Source organism: Bacillus sp. RCC_6_1, assembly GCF_041360755.1.
Taxonomy (GTDB): Bacteria; Bacillota; Bacilli; order Bacillales; family Bacillaceae_G; genus Bacillus_A; species Bacillus_A cereus.
In genome coordinates this window covers 38,285-58,726 of record NZ_JBFUPV010000017.1, presented here as the reverse complement: position 1 = coordinate 58,726, position 20,442 = coordinate 38,285, and the positions used below count along the sequence as shown (strand labels likewise).

Genomic DNA, 20,442 nt, shown 5'->3' with positions numbered 1-20,442 from the left:
TTCATCAAATAGTTGTTTAATCAAACAAATTATCAATTTCTTCATCACTAAGGTTTAAGGTTTCAAAATCTGATGAAGTAAATTCTTTTGTTTGCATTTGACAACAGGATTGGATATATGTCTGTAGTCGTTCTAGATAATCTGAAAATAAATTTTCTACAAAATTCTTTTGAAAATGACTTGTACTAAATGTCACATGAATTTCTAAGCTTTTATTCTTAACCATGGCCACAATATCCAATAATGCAGTAATATGATTATCTTTTGATTGTTCACTGCCACTTTGATAATCAACAATAGTAAACCATCCATCCCCGAGAGAATTATCTATCTCTCCTAAATAGTTAAAACGAATTATATTTTGAGTTAAATCTTTGCAAGAAGGAAACTTCTCTTTAAGAATTCCATATCCAATTCCCTTATTAGGTCTTTTACGAACCTCTTCTTTAACACTCTTTATTTGATTAGCAATATTATGCGAAACTTGTAATACAATAGGATACATCGTTGTAAACCACCCTACTGTACGTGAAATATCAAGATGCTCAAATAATTCCTCTCGACCATGACCTTCTAACTCAAATTTAATTTGATCTTGGTTTGCATATTTACCTAAATTTTCTGTCAACACAGCAAGTAACAACTCCATTGGTTGTGTATTGTAAGGCACATTTGCAGTAGTTAATAGTTTTCTTGTATCATCTGCATTCAATGTAAAGGTAAGAGTCGTACAACTTTCAACAGTACTATTTTCTTTTTCTCTATTAATTTGAAAATTATTATCTAGCGTGTTATCTATGGATTCCCAATAATCTAATTCAGCATGTACTAAATTAACTCCTCGACTATTTAAAGCTTCAGACCAATCTTGGAAAGAGTTAGTTTTTAATGGTAGCGATGGAACTTCTCCTAAATACAAGCTATTCAAACATCGGTTTGCATCTTCAATTAAAATACGCCAGGACACAGCATCAACAATAAGGTGGTGTGCAGTTAATAATAACAACTGTTGATCATTTGAAAGCTGGAATAAGGCCCCTTTAAATAATGGTCCTACATTCAAATTTAAACTTCCTTTTAACTCTTCACCTTTTATATGAACCTGATTCAAAGCCATTTCAATTGGAATTTCAGACAAATCAAACATGGTAACCTTAGAATCAACAATGGACATATCTTCGTCATAATAGAAGTAATCCTGCTTATCCTCATACCTTAACCGTAACAAATCATGATGATGCATGATCGTATTTAACATCTCATTAACATATTCTTCTTTAACCGGCTTCTTCAAAGACAGTAATACCGATTGATTCCAATGATGCGGGTTCTTAAACTGTTGATCAAGGAACCAACGCATAATAGGAGTAGGCTCTACCTTTCCTGTTACCAATGTTTGTGAGACTGTAACATCTTTTTGTTTAACTAACATTGCTGCCAATTCACTTACAACTGGATAATTTAGTACATCTTTAACTCTAACTTTCCATCCCAGTTCTTGTAATCTAGCGCTCACTTGGATCGCTTTAATAGAATCTCCACCTAAATGATAAAAATTACTATGCAATTCGATTCTATCAGTCTGTAATATTTCCTTGAGAACTTCACTAACCATTCCAGTAACATCTTCATCTACTTCTTCTAAATGAGTATGGTTAGAACCGTTATTTAACATCGGATCTGGCAACGCTTGACGATCTATCTTTCCATTGATAGTAAGCGGTAGCTGATCCATATAGATAAAAAATGAAGGAATCATATAACTTGGTAGCATATGCGAAATAAAACTGCGTATTTCTATATTTTGAACACTGTCTTTCAAAACAATGTAAGCAACTAGATGATTTGAATTATCCTCACCTTGCCAATTCACCACTACTACATCTTTAACAGACTTGTGTTGTAACAGTGCATTCTCAACTTCCCCTATTTCAATACGATATCCTTTAACTTTCACTTGAGAATCCATCCGTCCTTGATACTCAATTAATCCATTGGGCAACATAACAGCTAAGTCTCCACTTCGATACATCTTCTCACTCGAAATAAATGGATTGGATAAAAAACGTTGCGCTGTTAAATCCGGACGATTTAAATAACCTTTAGCTACCCCATCACCCGATATATAAATTTCTCCTTTTACACCAATAGGAACCGGCTGAAGATTCTTATCCAATAAATATATTTGAACATTATCAGCTGGTGTACCAATTGGTACGGATGCTCTTCGATCTAGATCTGGATCATAACGATGAATCATACATCCAACCACAGTTTCAGTTGGTCCATATTCATTAATTATTTCAACTTTACCGCTAAAAAGATCATATATCTTTTCGGCTACTGAGGTTTTCAAATCCTCTCCACCCACAATCAATCTGCGAAGAGATGAAACTCTTGGGGGTGAATAGTTATTTAACAATGCTAAATGTGAAGGCGTAACTTTCAACACTGTTACTACATTTTCCTTGAGTATTTTTGACAAAATAAACTCATCTTCATTATCATGATATATTACTAACAATAAACCACTTATTAAAGGAGTGAATATTGAAGTTACTGTTAAATCAAAAGAAACGGATGAATATAATGCAAAAACATCATTTTCACTACTAATATAGTTCTTTTTAGCCCAGGAAATATAGTTAACCAATCCACGTTGAGTGATTACAGTTCCTTTAGGATTCCCCGTGGTTCCAGAGGTATAAATTATATATATTGGATCATTTGGTGCAGTTACTAGGGTTAGATTGGCATTATCTCCTTCATAAAGTTTCTGATCACATATATTAATTTTCTCACCTAAATATTCTAAATTACCCTCATTTGTATAGTCAGTTAAAAGTAATGTTGTGCCGCTATCATTCAAAATATAACGAATTCGGTCCTCTGGGTAGGAAGGATCTATAGGCAAATATGTACCTCCAGCCTTAATAACTCCCCAAATTGCAATTACTATCTCAAGTGAATGTTTAGCTAGTATACCCACGACTTGACCATTTTTGACTCCTTTTTCTCGTAACTTTCTTGCTAACTGATTAGATTTCTTATTTAATTCAAGATAAGTCATTGATCTATCAGCATGTTGAATTGCTATTTTTTCTGCTGTCTGTTTTACTTGTTCTTCAAATAATTCTTGAATAGTTTTTTCTTTCGGATACACAACAGCTGTATTGTTAAATTTCTCTAACATAAACTTTTGCTCATCATCCGATAACAAAGATAATTCTTTTATCGATTGATCTTCATTACGTAAAACTTGTTCTATTAAAGCTAAAAACCTCTCATGCATACAATTGATTTGATCTTCTTCAAAATCCGCGACTTTATAATCATATTGAATTTCTAAACCTTCATCTGCCCATTCCTTAATAACTAACTGCAATGAATAGGCTTGGTAACCACTGTAAAACTCCACGTTTTCTAAAGAAAATCCATCAATAGTATTTTTAAGTTTTGTATTATAGTAATTCACACTATATTGAAATAAACCATCGTATCCTTTACTAGTCAATTGCAAGTCTTTTACCAATAAGTTATAAGGATAACGCTGGTGAAATAGACATTGTTTTATTTCATGATTTACTCTTTTAATGAAAGATAGAACACTCTCATCTTCATCCACATTTAACCGTAACGGCATTGTGCTAGTAAACATACCTACTATTTTCTTTTCTAGTACACCGGAACGATTTAGTACAGGAGATCCAATGATTATGTCTGATTGATCATACATTTTATGAATATAAATAAGCATAAAGGTTGAAAATAATGTATTCATAGATATTCTATGTTTTTGTATAAAAGACTGTAGAGCAACCGATTTTTCTTTTTCAATTAAAAATATCTTTCGTTTCCCTTCTAGAGAATGAGATGTTTTTGATAAAAAGAAATCTGGCAGATTCATAAATTTCTCATTCCAATAATTCTTATTTTTTACGTATCGAGGGGATTCCAGATATTTCTCCTCTGCTTGTAAATAAGACAGATAAGTAGATTCAACCGTATCATTTATATGCTCATCATTCTTTAACTTAGAGTAAAAATCGATAATTTGACTCGTCATAAGTTGAATTGTCCAACCATCAGCTATAATATGATGAAACTTAACAAAATAGGAGCTTTCTACATCACTTATTTTCAAGAGCACAAATTCAAACAGAGGGCCTCCTTCAAGTGAAATTTGTTTTTGAAATTCATCCTGGGCCCATTTTCTAGCTTCTAAACTTGGATTATGATGATTAGAAAAATCAATTAAACGTATTGGTGTAGGTTCAAATGGTGATATATATTGGTGGGGTTCTCTATGTTGTTGAAAAATCCGTAGACGTAAACCATCATTTTTCTTAATGAATAATTGAATTGCTTTTTCTAAAATTGTAAAATTAATTTCCCCATTAATAAGAACCATCCCTCCGATGTTATACATAGATGTGTTTGGATAAATTTGTTCATTATACCAAACTCTTTTTTGTGGATGCGTAAGAGAATGCTTTACAATTGTTTGTTGCATATTTCCACTTCCCCTCTATCCACATCCGTTGGTGTTTCCGGAAATTGTATATTAATATAGTGAGGATAAGGATTTATATTCTCAAGATTATGTTCTAAAATTAATATTCCATTTTCGTTGCTAGTTTCCTTAAATCCAGCTAATCGGTACGTAACAAACATCATACGGTTACGGTCAGTCTGTCGAAACTCAGCCAAAAAGCGTTTACCTGCCTGTTTTGTCCTTTCCATTAGATATGTGAGGAGTATAGTACCAACGCCACGGGACATTACACGACAAGACATGAGAAGAAGTTTTAGGCAGTCGGCTTCCTCCGTCCTTTTTACAAGTGTTAAACCAATCTTCCCATAGGAGCCATATTTGTCTGATAACTCACAAACTAATAATAAATAATCTGGATGATTACGATAATAGTTTAATTCATCATAATCATAGGTAATACCAGTCGAATTTAATTGATTCGTACGTACTGTTAACTCCTCTGCACGCTGCAAATCTTCCTCACGAGCCTCACTAATCACAAAATTCATCCCAAGTGAAGCTAAAAATTCTTCTTTTGGGCCTTCATATTCTTCTTCATCCTTCGTTCTCTTAAGATTTTCTAAATACATCAGTCTTCGACGACGTGAATCTTCTGTAATTCTTTTTGGTTGTAGTCGTGGCAAGTCTAATAACGACTTATATTCATTTACATGTATACACAGAATATCATTATGAACACTCTGTACTTCTTCTAATTCAAAAGGTTGGTCATCAATGAACGCAAAAGTATCAATACCTATGTTTAAATTTTTTCTAATTTTCTCAATGGAACTAGATTTAGAGTTCCAATGAATCTCCGGATATAAAAAATACTCTTCTATTCCAAATTCCCGTAATTTAGCTATTGCATCTTCGTAGTTATTTTTACTAGCAACTGATTGCAGTATTCCACGTCGATCTAATTCACATATAATTTCATAAATTCCAGGTTTTAAAGTAACTGTACCACTCTCTAATAAAACACCATCCCAAATTGTACAATCTAAGTCCCAAACAACACATTTAATTTCCTTACTCATGATAATGCCTCCTTTGTTTTATTCATTTTCACAGTTCCCATCTCCATCACTATAAGCTTATCTGCCAAATGAAAATATTGATCGTCGTGAGTAATAGCAATAATACATTTACCCTTCGCTCGCATTTGAGGTAACAATTCTTCATAAAAGAAGCGTCTATAACCAGGATCTTGATCCGCTGCCCATTCATCAAATAAAAGTATAGGTCGATCTTCCAAATACGTAACCAGCAATGCCAACCTTTTCTTTTGTCCAGTTGATAGTTGCGTAGTAGTAAAGCGCCCATTCTCAATGCCAACCTTGTCACTCAGTTGGAGAAGTTCTAAATAATGATCGATTTCTGCTTTCATTCCTTCTGTATTAATTCCATATAGCCTATCAAAAACATGAAAATCACTCAGGATAGCTGAATAGTATTGATTCAATTCCTCTGGAGCTATTTCTTTTCCATTTAATAAAATGTTACCTTCATTAGGTTCATATAACCCAGTAATCAGTTTTGATAAAGTAGATTTTCCACTCCCATTACCACCAGCAATAAAGACTATTTCTCCAGAATTAAACTCCATGTCTATTGGACCAATACCAAAACCAGTAAAATCTCCATCTTTATTCTTATACTTATAACTTACATTTTGTAGCTGCAAACAAATTGGCACATCTAAGTACTCTTTTGTTGTCGCGATTTGCTCATTTGCCTTTATATGATCTACACTCTTCACCATTTGTTGAATACGTTGCCAAGAAATACGTACATTTACGAGCTGAGGGATACCGCCCAGTATTTCATTAACTGGACCTGTCATATACAGAAAAACGATTACATAGTTACTTATCGTCTCTTTCGGCATATTAACAAAAATTTCTGGAAATACGAAAACTACAATACCAATAACAAAAATGAATAATAGTTCTCCCAGAACAAACACATTTGCAAATTTAATATCTCCTATCGTTCGTTTAACACGATAGTTATTACAGCTTTCATTCATAACTTCTCGAAAATCGTTTCGTTTTCCAGTATGAAGCCTAAGCTCTTTGAAACCATGCCTTAGATCACCAATCAAACGAAAATATACATTCTGAATATCTCTTGTTTCATTCCAAACTTTATCTGCTTGTCGTCCGATCAAAGAATATACCCCTGCAGTAATAAAGATGATACACAAGGATAGTAAAAAGGCATACATATTCATTACACCAAGATAGAGAAAACAAAATAGTAACGTTAATAAACTTGTTCCAGCAGTAACTAATAGATTGAGAGAACGAGAGATAACTTCCGTATCGTTATTTAATGTCGCCTCTATTCGGCCCTTCTCAATCAACTCCAATTTGTAATAAGGAGTCTGTAACAACTTATCTGTTAATTCCATCCTTTTTTCATAAACTAGCTCGTTTGTATACGATACAATGCTAGTTCTAATAATACGTTGTGAAAAGACATACATAACGATTCCAAGTACAAAGTAAAACAACAAGCCATTTTCCAAATTATTTGATCTAACAAACGTTTCATTAATCACAAAAATGAGAAAGGCATTACCAAATCCTGATATTAATCCCAAAACAATTAAAGTCAAAAGCGACTTTCCCTTTTGTCTTGGAAAACAAAGATTTAAGAATGTATGGATAACATAGGCCAAACCCACCCCAGCAATTGCATATATTGCAAGTACAACAGTTGAAGGAGCCCAAACTTTTATAAATGCCCACGGAAGCCCTCCAAACAAGAGATTTGGTAGTTGATAAAGTGCATAAATCATTAGCCCATATATCGCAACAACTAATACCATATGTAACCATGTTTTTCCCGTTGGTAATATAAACTTTCTTTTTCTAAAAATAATCTCCCTGATTAAATGAAATAACATGACCAATAACGTTAGTAAACACAAAGATGAGATCACAAATAAGGCTGTTCCTATTTGATCCGTTTTCTTATATTCATCATAGAGTAACGGTTTAACTTCTTTATCTATCATCATATTTAAAAGACTGCTACCGATATAGTAAGTGTAATTACTATTCAGATTTGCTAATACTACGACCCCTATCTGTTCCTCATCACGGAAACCAATATACGATGAATAATTTGGGTTACTTCCACCATGTGAAATTTCCCCTCCACCACTTTGATAGACCTCCCATCCAGCTGCATATGAAGCTCCATTGCTATCTGGGGCAACCTTTCTATTCGCTTTATGAGAATCGTTAATCAATTCCTCCGGAAACATCCTAGGCTTTTCAACCCCAAGCTGTAATTTTAACCATCTTTCCATATCATTTATATTTGAAATAAAATATCCAGCCGGTGTATTCCCCCTATAATTAGGAGCGTCATAGGGTAATGATTGTAAGAAATTACGCTTGTAACCTTGGGCCATGTTATCTAATGGGGCCATCTCACGTCCAGCGTATGTACTCAATAAATCCAACTTTGATAGCACATGATCTTGAACATATCTTTCAAATGATTGATTAGTTGCCTTCTCGATTACTAAGCCTAATAGATCGTAGTTAACCGTAGAATATTCAAAACTGCTACCCGGCTCTCGGTTTAGTCCTATTGGCATAACATTCCTAATCGTTTTCTCAATAGAATCTTTGCCATTGGTTATAGGAATATATCCAATGGCCTTTTCCGGTATTCCACTAGTATGGTGTAATAAGTCATAAAGTGTAATTTCATAAGGTTTGCCTTTATACTCCATTTCAAACCATGAAACATATTTAGTTAAAGAATCACTAAGTTTAATTTTCCCTTCTTTTTCTAGCTGCAATACAGCTAATGCCGTAAAAGCTTTTGAAGTAGAACCTAGCTCGAAAAGCGTCTCATTCGTAACTTGACGTTTATTGTCTATATCGGCATAACCATAATTCTTCTTATAAATCGTTTCGTTTCCTTTTACAATTACTACTGAAAGTCCAGGAATACCTGCTTGAGATATTTGTTCTTCTATATGCTTCTGTATTTTCTTCTCATTAAACTGTACCGTTTCCTGCGCTTCCACCTGGCGATAAGGGAGTACTATTAAAGTCATTAAAATGATAAACTTCAACCATATGTTTAACTTCATATTTTTAGCCCTCTTTTAGTTAACTTGGATTAACTTTTCAATTTTCTTTTTAAATGGTTGCACAACATTTTGACCAATACGTTCAATTTCATGCTCACTAATCTGAGAAGTAATAAGAAAATAATTTGCCCCTATTTCCCAAAAATCAGTTAACGTCGAGATGACTTCCTCATAGCTACCAACAATAGAAATTGAATTAGATGGGTTAACTAAACTTAAACCTCCCCAAAGATGATCATCTATCCACATACTATCTTTTGTAATTAAATCTTTGTATCGGCGAAGTCCAACAGAATCTGCATTATCTAAAAATAGCTTAGTCATCCGCTTTAAGGCTGCTGGTGTTCTCTCAAGTAATTCATATGCTTCTTTATATGCTTCTTCCGAAGTCTCACGAGCAATGATGTCTACTAAAATAGCACCTGGAATTTTCTCGCGCCCATATTGCTTAGCGTAATTATTAACTGTTTGATAGTGTTCTCTAAGACTTTTGCGGTCTGTTGCATAAAGTATATAAGCATCGCCATACTCTGCAGCTACTCTCATTGCCTCCTCGGAGGACCCCGCTACAAAGTAGCGGGCACTTCGAGAGAGATCTTCCTTTGGATAAATATCACTATTTTCTACTTGATAAAACTCACCTTTATAGCTAGTTACTCCTCGTCTTAATTGTTGTAACAGCTCAATATATTCTTTTGTCCTAGCATATCGAACATGGTGCGGTTCTGGTAATCCATCACGCGCAAGGACAAGCGAGGCACTTCCAGTTACAATGTTAATATCTGCACGATTACCAATTAAACTATTTAAAGTATTCAATGCTTTTGCTGTTACGGTAGGAAGCATCTGGTTTGTATTTTGCGCAACCAAAATCTTTACAAACTCCGTATTCATTCCAATCATAGACGCTGCTATCATTGGATCAACAGATGTTGGTGCAATGGAAACCAATACCGAGTCAAAGTTATTCTTCTCAGCTCTTTTAGCTTGATTAACATATTCCTCTAGAAGTTCTTTTGTTTGTGGTGTTGGAATAACAGGTAATCCCCAGCAAAACTCAACTTTTGACGGAACTACTTCTTTATTAATCATGTTGTTCCCCTCCCTTTACTACTTTCTACTTTTTAAAGCAGATAATGTATTTTTCATAACCGATTTCGCTTTCAATAACTCTTTTTTATTTGTTAAATTGTTATTTACTTCTTGATTACTTAAATATTTAGCAAGAGATTTAATTGACGTATGCTCATAAAGAACAACTATAGGTAAGTCTCGTTTAAAGGCCTCTTTTAATTTCACATTAATACGAACAAGATCTAAAGAACTCATTCCTAGATCGAAGAAATTATCGTAAATTCCTATTTCTTCGATTCCAAACATATCTTTTAATAATTCGTATAATTGTTGTTCAATTTCATTAGTTGGTGGTCTATACGTTGTGGAAACATCTGAACGATTCTGCTTTAATCTATTCTTACTTCCTTTTTCCAATAGTTCATTATAATAGTTGGCACCATTTAAAAGTTTCCAATGTAAATCTATTGGAGAAACCACGACTTGTTGTTGATTTCTATTGATGATACTACGGAATACTTTTAAACCCTCTTCTACAGTTACACCATCATGTAATACACTTTCCATATCCATATTAAATTGCTTTGCCCATATTTCAGCCGACTTAAGTGACATACCCACCTCTTGCCAATCTGGCCAATTAATAGCTACAGTGAACACTCCATCATGAGCCCGCTTATAAAACGCAAATGCATCTAAAAATTCATTCGCTGCATTATAACCACTCTGACCAAATTTCATATGATACGCCACATTACCAATTGATGAACATAATACGAAGAAATCAATTGGTTCATCTTTTAATAAAGCATCGAGTACTAGTGTACCTTTAATTTTCGGAGCTAAAATTTTATTATTAGATTCTTTTTCACGATTCATCATAATACCTAGATAATCAGCGACACCTGCTGCATGAATTACGCCATTAATAGAACCAAAACGAGATTTAGCCTTATCAATTGCCCGTTTCATATCATCTTGATTGGAAACATCAGAACTTAGGATCATGTATTCTGCACCTTGAGACTCCATTGTCAACAAATCAGAAATAACTCGGCTTACACGCTCGTCTTTATTTTCTAAGTACTGTTCCCATTGATTACGAGGTGGGAACTCTGAGCGGCCAATCAATATAAGTTTGACATTTGGTACTCTATTAGCTAAATCTTTTGCAATTTCAAATCCAATTCCACCAAGTCCACCAGTAATTAAATAAACGCCACCCTCTCGTAATCTATCAATTTCTACATCTTCTTCCTCAAAAGGACTTTGAATAATCGTTTGCGCCCATCGATGACGTCCTCGATAAGCTACAACTATATCAGTAGAATCCACAAAACTCTCCATTAAACCCGCTTCTTCAAACATTTGTTGAGAATCTGTATCCATATCAATGGTACGACATTTTATATTTTGAAACTCAAGATTGCATATTTTTGAAAAGCCTAGAATTGTAGCTTGCTCTGGCTTTAAGTTCAGCTCTGTACCTGTAACTTCAAACATACGGTCAGTAAAAATGTTTAACTGTAATGCTCCCTCATAATTAATTTTCCCAATTGCTTGTGCAATATAAAGTAACGAATAATATCCTTCATCCATTGATCGTTCAATTCTCTCTTGATCGAGAATAACCTCATTAACTGGATTAAAGCTCCAAGCATGTATAATCTTATTTGGTAATAAATCTTTTTGTTCTAATTCTGAAAATAGCATTTCATAATGCATTTTTTGAGATGGACATATCGTATATAAACCGTCGGATTTTTCAGAGAAAACACCACCTGTTTTAACTTCAATTACATCATGACCTTCTCTTTTTAATTTTTCTATCAGTCGATTGAATCGATTTAGATGATCATTGAAAATAAGCCATTTATATTTTTGTTCTTTCTTTATTTGTATAGATTTTAATGTTTTGCGTTCCCAAGAAGGCAAATAAAACCAGTCTTTAATATCAGCCTGTTTATTATGGCCTCTTGTTTCCTGAGTTAAACTCTGAGATTGAGTATTTAAAAATGGATCAGCTTTAAATCGTTTTTTCATGAAAGGATACGTTGGTAAATCTAATAACCTTTTTTTCTCACTGTTATTAAAAGTATTCCAATTTATAGTTCCACCTTGCATCCATAACCGTCCCATTTGCTTGCATAAATGCTCGAAGTCATTTGATTTATCCAGAGGATGACGTAACATGTTTAAAGCCAATTGATCTTTACTTCTATTTAAATGTTTTAATACAAAAGTTGATAATGCATTACCTGGGCCAATCTCAAGGCAAATTACATTTTTTAAATGAAAAATTTCAGATAATCCCTTTGAAAATTGAACAGTACTTCGTAGATGCTGTGCCCAATAAGAAGGTGATGTGGCTTGATTTGCTGTAATCATTTCACCTGTAACATTAGATATATAAGGTATTTTAGGACTTGATAATTTTATATTTCCTACAGCTTGCTCAAATGCATCTAGAACTTCATCCATCATTCGAGAATGGAAAGCATGCGAAGTAAATAGACGCGTTGTCTTTACTCCATGATTTAAAAGTAATTCCTCAATCTTATTGATTGAAAGTACAGTACCAGAAATTACTGAATGTTGAGAGGAATTTACAGCTGCTATATCTACATCATCTGTTATATAGGTTTGTAATTCATCAACAGATAAATTTACACTTAGCATAGCGCCTTCTGATACGCTATTCATTAACTTCCCTCTAATCATTACTAAATGTAATGCATCTTCATAAGACATTACTTCTGCTAAACAAGCTGCTACAAACTCACCAATACTATGGCCAAACATGACCCTTGGATAAACTCCCCAATTCATTAGAAGCTTGGCTAATGCATATTCAATAGTGAATAGTAGAGGTTGCGTCATTGAAGTTCTATTTAACTGTTCAGTTGCTTTATCCTCTGTCTCCTTTGTAGGATACAAAATATTTTTCATGTCTATATCTAACCAATTTGAGAGTAAGGCTAAACCTTGATCAACGTGTTCACGAAATACAGGTTCATTTTCATATAAATCTCTACCCATATTGATATACTGTGATCCTTGCCCTGAAAAAAGAAAGGCTAAAGGTCTACTCTCCATTGCGTTTGTTTTCTCTAGTCCCGTATCACCAAGTTTTTCTATGGCATCCTCTATTCCATTAACAACTACAGCAGTTCTATATGGAAATTCACGACGACCTTTTTGTAATGTATAAGCTGTATCAGATAGTGATATCTCTGGATTCCCCTTCAAATGCAATAATAGATCGTTAGTAGCTTTATCTAAGGATTCCTCTTTTTTTGCTGAAACAGCTAATAAGTTCCAAGATTGTTTTTCAAAATTCTTAGCATTGTCAGGAACAGACTCTAACACTATATGTGCATTAGTTCCACCCATCCCAAACGAACTAACACCCGCTCTTCTTACCTCTTCTTTCCATGGGATAAGTTCCGTATTTACACGAAACGGATTTTTTCCAAAATCAATGCTAGGGTTTGGGTTATTATAATGAAGGCTCGGCGGAATTTTCTTGTTTTTCAAAGCTAAGACCGTCTTTATAAATCCTCCAACTCCTGCTGCAGCATCTAAATGTCCAATGTTCGTCTTCACTGATCCAATTAAAACTCTACCTGGTTCTTGCTTACCAAAAGCTAACTTCAATGCTTCTACTTCTATAGGATCACCTAGTTGTGTACCAGTACCATGAGTTTCTATATATGAGATTTCTTCAGGCTTAACGCCAGCTATTTCATGAGCAGATTTTATAACAGCAGCTTGTCCATCAACCCCTGGCGCTGTAAATCCAGCCTTATTGGACCCATCATTGTTTACTGCAGCTCCCTTAATAACTCCATGTATTAAATTCCCATCTCGAAGAGCGTCCTCTAACCTTTTCAGTACTACAATACCAGCACCATTTCCACCCACTGTTCCTTGAGCATCCTTATCAAAAGCTCGACAATGACCATCTGGTGAGAAAATCATACCATCTTCATATAAATATCCTGTTTTTGTTGGATAAGTTATACTAACTCCCCCGGCCAAGGCTATATCGCATCGTCCATCGATAAGATCTGCCCATGCGTTTTGAATAGCAACTAAGGAGGTAGAACAAGCAGTTTGTACTGTAATCGCTGGTCCTTTTAGATTTAATTTATAAGCTAATCGAGTAGCAAAGAAATCTTTTTCGTTTAACAACATTGCTTGGAAATCTTCTAATGTATTAGAAGATTCACTAGCAATAGAACGAAGCCAGTGGAAATTTGGTGATCCTCCAACATAAACTCCTGTATTCATATGAGAAGAATTAACCTCACCTGCTTGTTCCAGTGCTTCCCATGCGCATTCATGAAGTATACGCAGTTGTGGATCCATCATTTCAGCTTCTTTTAGACTGTAATCAAAAAATTCATTATCAAATGCATCTACATCTTCTAAATACCCTTTAGATTTTATATAATTAGGTTTTTGAATCACTTCTTTTGGTATGCCCATCTCACTAAGTTCTTCATCTGTAAATGTACGAATGGATTCTATCCCTTGTTCTAAATTTGACCAGAATTGCTTAAGATTAGAAGCACCTGGCATACGAACCGCCATACCAACCACTGCTACATCATTTTTATTCATAGATAAAAGATTTTCTTTCTTAACTTCTTCAGGTTGGTGTTCCATAGCATTATCACTTCTAAAGTAGGAAGCTTGATCATGAACCGTTGGGTATCGGAATAACATAGGCATTGTAAGTTCTTTTTCAAACTTGCTTCGTAAACGAGAGAACAATCGAACCATTTTTAAGGAGTTCCCTCCAACATCAAAGAAATTATCATACAACCCTACTTTTTCTACCCCCAAAACTTCCTTCCAAACATCAGCTACCGTTGTTTCAAGCTCATCTAGTAAATCATTTGGTTGTACTAACTTAGTAGGCTTAGGTAAAGCACGACGATTAACTTTTCCATTCGTAGTTAATGGCATTTCACTTAAAAGTACAAAATACATAGGTATCATATACGAAGGTATTTTGTCAGTAAGATAATAACGTAATTCATTTTGAGATATATCTTGATCAGTTAGTATATAAGCACACAGTTCTTGTTCCTCTCCAAAAGCAATAGATAAAACTACCGCTTCCTTCACATCCGCATGCTGTTGTAAATGATGTTCTATTTCTCCTGTTTCAATTCGATATCCACGTATCTTCACTTGATGATCACTACGACCTATATACTCCATTTCGCCATTTTCAAGAATACGGACTAAATCTCCTGATCTATATAATCTTTCACTTGGATTATAAGGATTCTGTATAAAACGTTCACTGTTTAGTTCAGGACGATTTAGATATCCCCGCGCAACTCCATACCCTCCAACATAAAGTTCCCCTTGCATTCCCTTAGGTGTAGGATTCATATGTTTGTCAAATACATAGCACGAATACGTAGGAAGAGGCACGCCTATAGCACTAAGATTACTGTGCATTTCTTTTTCTCCAATTTCCTTATAAGTAACATGTACTGTTGTCTCAGTTATTCCATACATATTTACTATGACCGTATTAGGTGAACGCTTAAACCAACTTTGCAGTAAACCTGGCTTCAGCATTTCCCCTCCAAATGTAATTAACCTAATTTTAAAAGCAAGTTTAGGCATCTCTTCAACTACTTGTTGAAAAACATAGAATGCAGATGGAGTTTGATTCAATACCGTTACTCCCTCATCTGCAATCAACTGAGCAAGTTTATACGTATCACGGATTGTTTCTTTTGTTGCCAGGACAAGACGTCCACCATAAGTAAGTGATCCAAATATCTCCCAAACTGACATATCAAAACAGAAAGAATGAAATAGTAACCACACATCATTACTAGAGAATTTAAAACTATTTGGTTGATGCATGACAAGTTGTATTACATTACTATGTTCAATCATAACCCCTTTAGGACGTCCTGTTGTTCCAGAAGTATAAATGACATATGCTAAATTATTTGGGGCAACATCTACTCTCTCGAAATCTTGCATCGGTGTCTTATTAAGTTCTTCAATAAAAAGTATTGTGCTATCAAATTTAACTTTATCCTCAAATAAATTTGAGGTTATTATTACATTTGAACCACTATCTTGAAGAATAAAATCAATGCGTTCCTGCGGATAATCAGGATCAATTGGAACATAAGCCCCACCTGCTTTTAAAATACCAAGTAGAGAGATAATCATATTAAATGAGTAATCCAACATTACAGCTACTGGCGAATCTAAAGTTACACCTTCTTTTAGAAGAGCAAATGCCACTTTATCCGCACGCTCATTCAATTCTCCATAAGTCATCTCACTATTCTCAAATGTAAGTGCCACTCTCTCAGGATGCTTTTCAGCTTGCATCTCAATTAATTGATGAAGTGTTGTGTGTGGGAATGTAGCACTTTGATTTTGACCACCTTGAAGCAAAAACTTTTCTTCTGCCTCATCTAACATCTTAAGAGTTTGTATTGGTTGTCCTTCATCTAAAAGCATTGAATCTAATAGTTGTATAAAATGGTTAGTTATACTGGTAATAATGGATTCATCAAATATATCTTCAGGCCACATCATTGCAAGTTTAATAGAATCGAAACACTCTATTGAGACGGTTAAATCATAGTTGGTCATTTCATTTACTTCATAACCTGAAATTCTTACACTTTCATCAATTTCTTTCAGCTTTTCTATATCAAGAGGATAATTCTCAACTACCATAATAGTGTCAAATGACACGTTTAAATCAACAATTGGAGTCGTTTCATATTCAGTTCTTCTTTGGACATCACTTTGAATTCTTTGTAAAAGATCTGAAACAGTCATTCTCCCATCAGCACTTACACGAAGTGGTGGTGTATTTATAAATAAACCTACCATTTCATTCAGACCGTGCATTGGAATTGAACGCCCGGATACTGTTGTACCGAATATTACGTCCTCTGAATTTTTGTACCTTTGTAATAATAGACCCCAGGCTGTATAGAATAATGTAGCCAATGTTACACCTTGATTACTTGCAAAACTTCGAAATCTATCACTTTGCTCTTTATCTATCTCTTTTACATATGTTTTTGCTTTTTTTAGTTGATTAGAATTTTTATTGGATAAATTTATTTGTTCAGTTAATTCATTTAAATATTGTTCCCAAAAAAGCTTTTGTTTTGATTTATCTTGTTTTTGTTGCCATAGTATATATTCTTTAAATTTCTTTTTATTTATAGATGATGGTACATCTCCCTTTATTAACTCTCGATATACCTTAATAAACTCTTGTAAAATAATACTATTACTCCAACCATCAAACAAAATATGATGATGACGTAAAACCATTTCATATTCGCCTTCGTTCAAATGGCACAGTTCGATAGAAAAGGGAACTGTTTGTAAATCAAAGCTTTCTGTATCATTAGATACTTTGCCATCACTATAAATAATGTTCGGAGTATGCTCTTTTAGTATAAGTTGTACAGGTTGTTTAACTTTTTCCCATCGAAAAATTGTACGCAGCATTTCATTTTCCCGCGTTACATAATTCCACGCCTCTTCAAACTTTGAAATATTAATTTTTCCAGTTAAGCAAAGTCGAAGTTCTTCATGATATAGCTTTCCTTCGGGTTCTTTCAAATAATGATAAAGAATACCTTCCTGCACTGGTGTAAGGGCGATTACATCTTCAATATCTTCTTTATGAATCTTTACTGCTTTCCTCATTAACAGAACCTCCTACAAGTGTGGTATGGTGTGAATATTTATCGGAACCTAATAAGGCAAGTGCTTTTCTATCTATCTTTCCGCTATCCGTTAATGGCATTTCATTTACACGTACAAAACGGTTAGGTATCATATAATCTGGTAAAAATAAGCGAAGATATTTTTTTAACCTCTCTAACTCAATATCATTTTCTGACTCATAGAAAGCTATTAACTTAACTACCATCTCTGATTCTTGTCTTACAATTACCGCACATTGTAAAACTCCTTCACAAGACATTAAACACGATTCTATTTCCCCTAACTCAATACGAAGCCCATTAACTTTAACTTGAAAATCAATTCTTCCATGAAACTCAATATTCCCATCCGATCTTATTAAAGCTAAGTCACCAGTTTTATATATACGGGTATCAAGGGAATATTGTACAAACTTTTCTGCCGTTAATTGCGGCCTATTTACATATCCACGTGCTAATCCTATACCTGAGATACATAATTCTCCTATATGGCCTTCCGGAAGTTTATTACCATATTTATCAACAACAAACATCTCAATATTCTTAATTGGTCGCCCTATTGGAACGCTCCCTTCTGTAATCTCATGTGTCGGACAATCATAAGCAGTCACATCAATGGTTGCTTCAGTAGGTCCGTACAGATTAGTAAGAAGTGTACCATTAGAGAAATTTAGCAACTTATTAAAACGGTTTACATGTTGAGACAGTAGTGCCTCACCACTAACAAATACTTGTTTCAACGATTTTATTCGGTTAGTTTCACCTGTCACATCAAGATAGTGTAAAAATGCACTTAACATAGATGGTACAAAATGCATAATTGTCACGTCATTACTTTCAGTTGTCTCAATAATAGCCTGTGGAAACTTCTCCATCCCCGGCGCAAGAATACATACTTTGGCTCCAACTATGGCCCACCAGAACATCTCCCATACGGATACATCAAATGTATAAGGGGTCTTTTGTAATATAGTATCCTTTGAACTAATTGGATAAGCCTCTTGCATCCACTCAATTCGATTTATTAAGGCCGAATGCTCAATCATAACACCCTTAGGTTTCCCGGTTGAACCGGAAGTGTATATTACGTACACAAGATCAGAGGGTTTGTTAATACACTCTAGATTTTCACTCTTTCCTTCATAGGAAATCGAATCTAAAGCCAACATATCAGCCTTCAAACTATCTTGAAAACGATGTAGGATTTGCTTTTGCGTAAGTATTAATTTAGCACCGCTATCTTCTATAATGAATTGTAATCGTGATGATGGATGATTCGGGGAAAGCGGAAGATATGCTCCGCCCGCTTTCAATACCCCGAAAATTCCGACAACCATTTCGATAGATCGCTCTACCATAATACCTACAACTGTATCTGGACCAACTCCACCTTCACGTAAAAGACGAGCTAATTGGTTACTTTTTTCATTTAATTCCTTATAGGTTAATGTTTCTTTTTTAAAGATAACAGCAACCTCATCTGGCGTACGGACTACTTGTTCTTCAAACAGCTTTTGTATACATGTACTCATCCGGGTTGTATCACTCCTTTAGTTACAGGTATTTTTTCAATGGCACGTTTCGCTTTTTTAGCAAATCCCTTACCAAGTAATAGCTGATGAATCTGATTACTCCCCTCAACGATCTCCATTGTTTTGGAATCTCTAAAGCACCTTGATATTGAATAATTATCATTACAACCAAGTGCTCCCATAATCTGTACAGCATTCGTTGAATGCCTTGTACCTGAGCGCGATGCAAAATATTTTGCAATCATAATCTTTTCAGTAGCATCAGCTCGATGTTCATTTTTGGCCTTACAAGCTTCTAAACTAAGGAGTATAGAAGCTTCTAAATCTACTCCCATATCCGTAATCATATGTGAAATCATGCCATGATCAATTAGAGAGTTACCAAATGCACTTCTATGTAATACATGATTCCCACAGATTTCTAAACAAGTACGTAATACACCAAGAGCAGCAAAGGCAATTGAAATACGCCCAAATTCTAAAGCATACGGTGCAAGGTAAGTAAAAGCAAATCCTGGTCTACCAATGATATTTTCTAAAGGTATTTCTACATTATTGAATTCAATTTCTGCCAAATATGCAGCTTTAAATCCAAGCATGTCTCTTATATGAGTAACATTTACACCCGCACTATCTTTTGGTACTAAACAGGCAACTGGTTGTTCACCATTTAGTTTTCCAAATACCAAAAACACATCCGCAGCTGCACCAAAAGTGATCCACTTCTTCACTCCATTAAGTATTAATTTATCCCCGTGTTGATCGAAGTTCGTTTTAATCATATTTAAATCTGATCCTGCTCCAGGTTCAGTAAGGGCTAATGCAGCTATTTGATTACCAGATGCAAGTAATGGTAACCACTGATTTTTTTGATTTTCTGTTCCCCATTTTAAAATCGTTTCTGTTACCATCGTATGGACATTAAATAATCCCGAAAGAGAGACACTACCTCTTGCTATTGCTTCAGTAAATAACCCATACGTTACATAATCCCATTCTAATCCACCATACTCTGATGGAAGTGTTCCACCTAAATAACCATTTTTAGCACAAGTCTTTATTATGTCTGATGGAATACCCTGTTCAATCTCCCAACTATTAGCGTAAGGTTCTATATTTTCATAAACAAAATCCAAAAAATTCTGATACATTTTATATTGAGATGGCTCTAAGTATTGTTTCATGTCCATTACCGAACCATTTGCTTATTTCTTATAAAATTACCAATAGAATTTACAGACTTATAGTTATCCATATCTAAGTCATCCATAGTTACCTTTATGGCAAATTCTTTTTCAAGAAAAGTCATCAATTGGATTGCAAATAAAGAATTAACTAATCCTTCTTCAAAAATCTCAGTATCATCATTAAATTCAATACCTACATGATCTTGAATATACATATGAATAATTTGTTCTAAATTTTTATCTTGCATTT

At 34.4% G+C, this 20,442-nt stretch carries 8 protein-coding genes; all 8 read right to left on the bottom strand.

The window, feature by feature from the left end; genetic code table 11:
• Positions 1 to 16: 16 nt before the first annotated feature.
• From AB6801_RS27625 to AB6801_RS27590, 8 genes are read right to left on the bottom strand one after another with little or no spacing between them, the layout of a single operon-like run.
• Entirely contained in the window at positions 17 to 4,513 is a 4,497-nt protein-coding gene (locus AB6801_RS27625) for a non-ribosomal peptide synthetase (RefSeq protein ID WP_001187892.1), read from the bottom strand.
• The gene (locus AB6801_RS27620) at positions 4,495 to 5,574 is read right to left on the bottom strand and encodes an HAD-IIIC family phosphatase (protein WP_000031545.1); all 1,080 of its coding nucleotides are present in this window, start codon (positions 5,572 to 5,574) and stop codon (positions 4,495 to 4,497) included. Before AB6801_RS27620 ends, AB6801_RS27625 begins: the two co-directional genes overlap by 19 nt.
• Positions 5,571 to 8,654: a cyclic peptide export ABC transporter gene (locus AB6801_RS27615; protein ID WP_000773395.1), complete on the bottom strand. Its 3,084-nt coding sequence runs from the start codon at positions 8,652 to 8,654 to the stop codon at positions 5,571 to 5,573. The genes AB6801_RS27620 and AB6801_RS27615 overlap by 4 nt, the downstream gene beginning before the upstream one ends.
• Before the next feature lie 15 nt (positions 8,655 to 8,669).
• Positions 8,670 to 9,746: an LLM class flavin-dependent oxidoreductase gene (locus tag AB6801_RS27610; protein ID WP_000608549.1), complete on the bottom strand. Its 1,077-nt coding sequence runs from the start codon at positions 9,744 to 9,746 to the stop codon at positions 8,670 to 8,672.
• A gap of 18 nt (positions 9,747 to 9,764) precedes the next feature.
• Positions 9,765 to 17,453, bottom strand: a complete 7,689-nt coding sequence (locus tag AB6801_RS27605; RefSeq protein ID WP_001224111.1) for a hybrid non-ribosomal peptide synthetase/type I polyketide synthase — start codon at positions 17,451 to 17,453, stop codon at positions 9,765 to 9,767.
• Complete coding sequence (gene zmaJ / locus AB6801_RS27600) at positions 17,428 to 19,005, bottom strand: zwittermicin A synthase ZmaJ (protein ID WP_370941255.1); 1,578 nt, start codon at positions 19,003 to 19,005, stop codon at positions 17,428 to 17,430. Before zmaJ ends, AB6801_RS27605 begins: the two co-directional genes overlap by 26 nt.
• Complete coding sequence (locus AB6801_RS27595; RefSeq protein WP_000367337.1) at positions 19,002 to 20,195, bottom strand: acyl-CoA dehydrogenase family protein; 1,194 nt, start codon at positions 20,193 to 20,195, stop codon at positions 19,002 to 19,004. Before AB6801_RS27595 ends, zmaJ begins: the two co-directional genes overlap by 4 nt.
• Positions 20,195 to 20,440, bottom strand: a complete 246-nt coding sequence (locus tag AB6801_RS27590) for an acyl carrier protein (protein ID WP_001152970.1) — start codon at positions 20,438 to 20,440, stop codon at positions 20,195 to 20,197. The genes AB6801_RS27595 and AB6801_RS27590 overlap by 1 nt, the downstream gene beginning before the upstream one ends.
• Between the last annotated feature and the right edge of the window lie 2 nt (positions 20,441 to 20,442).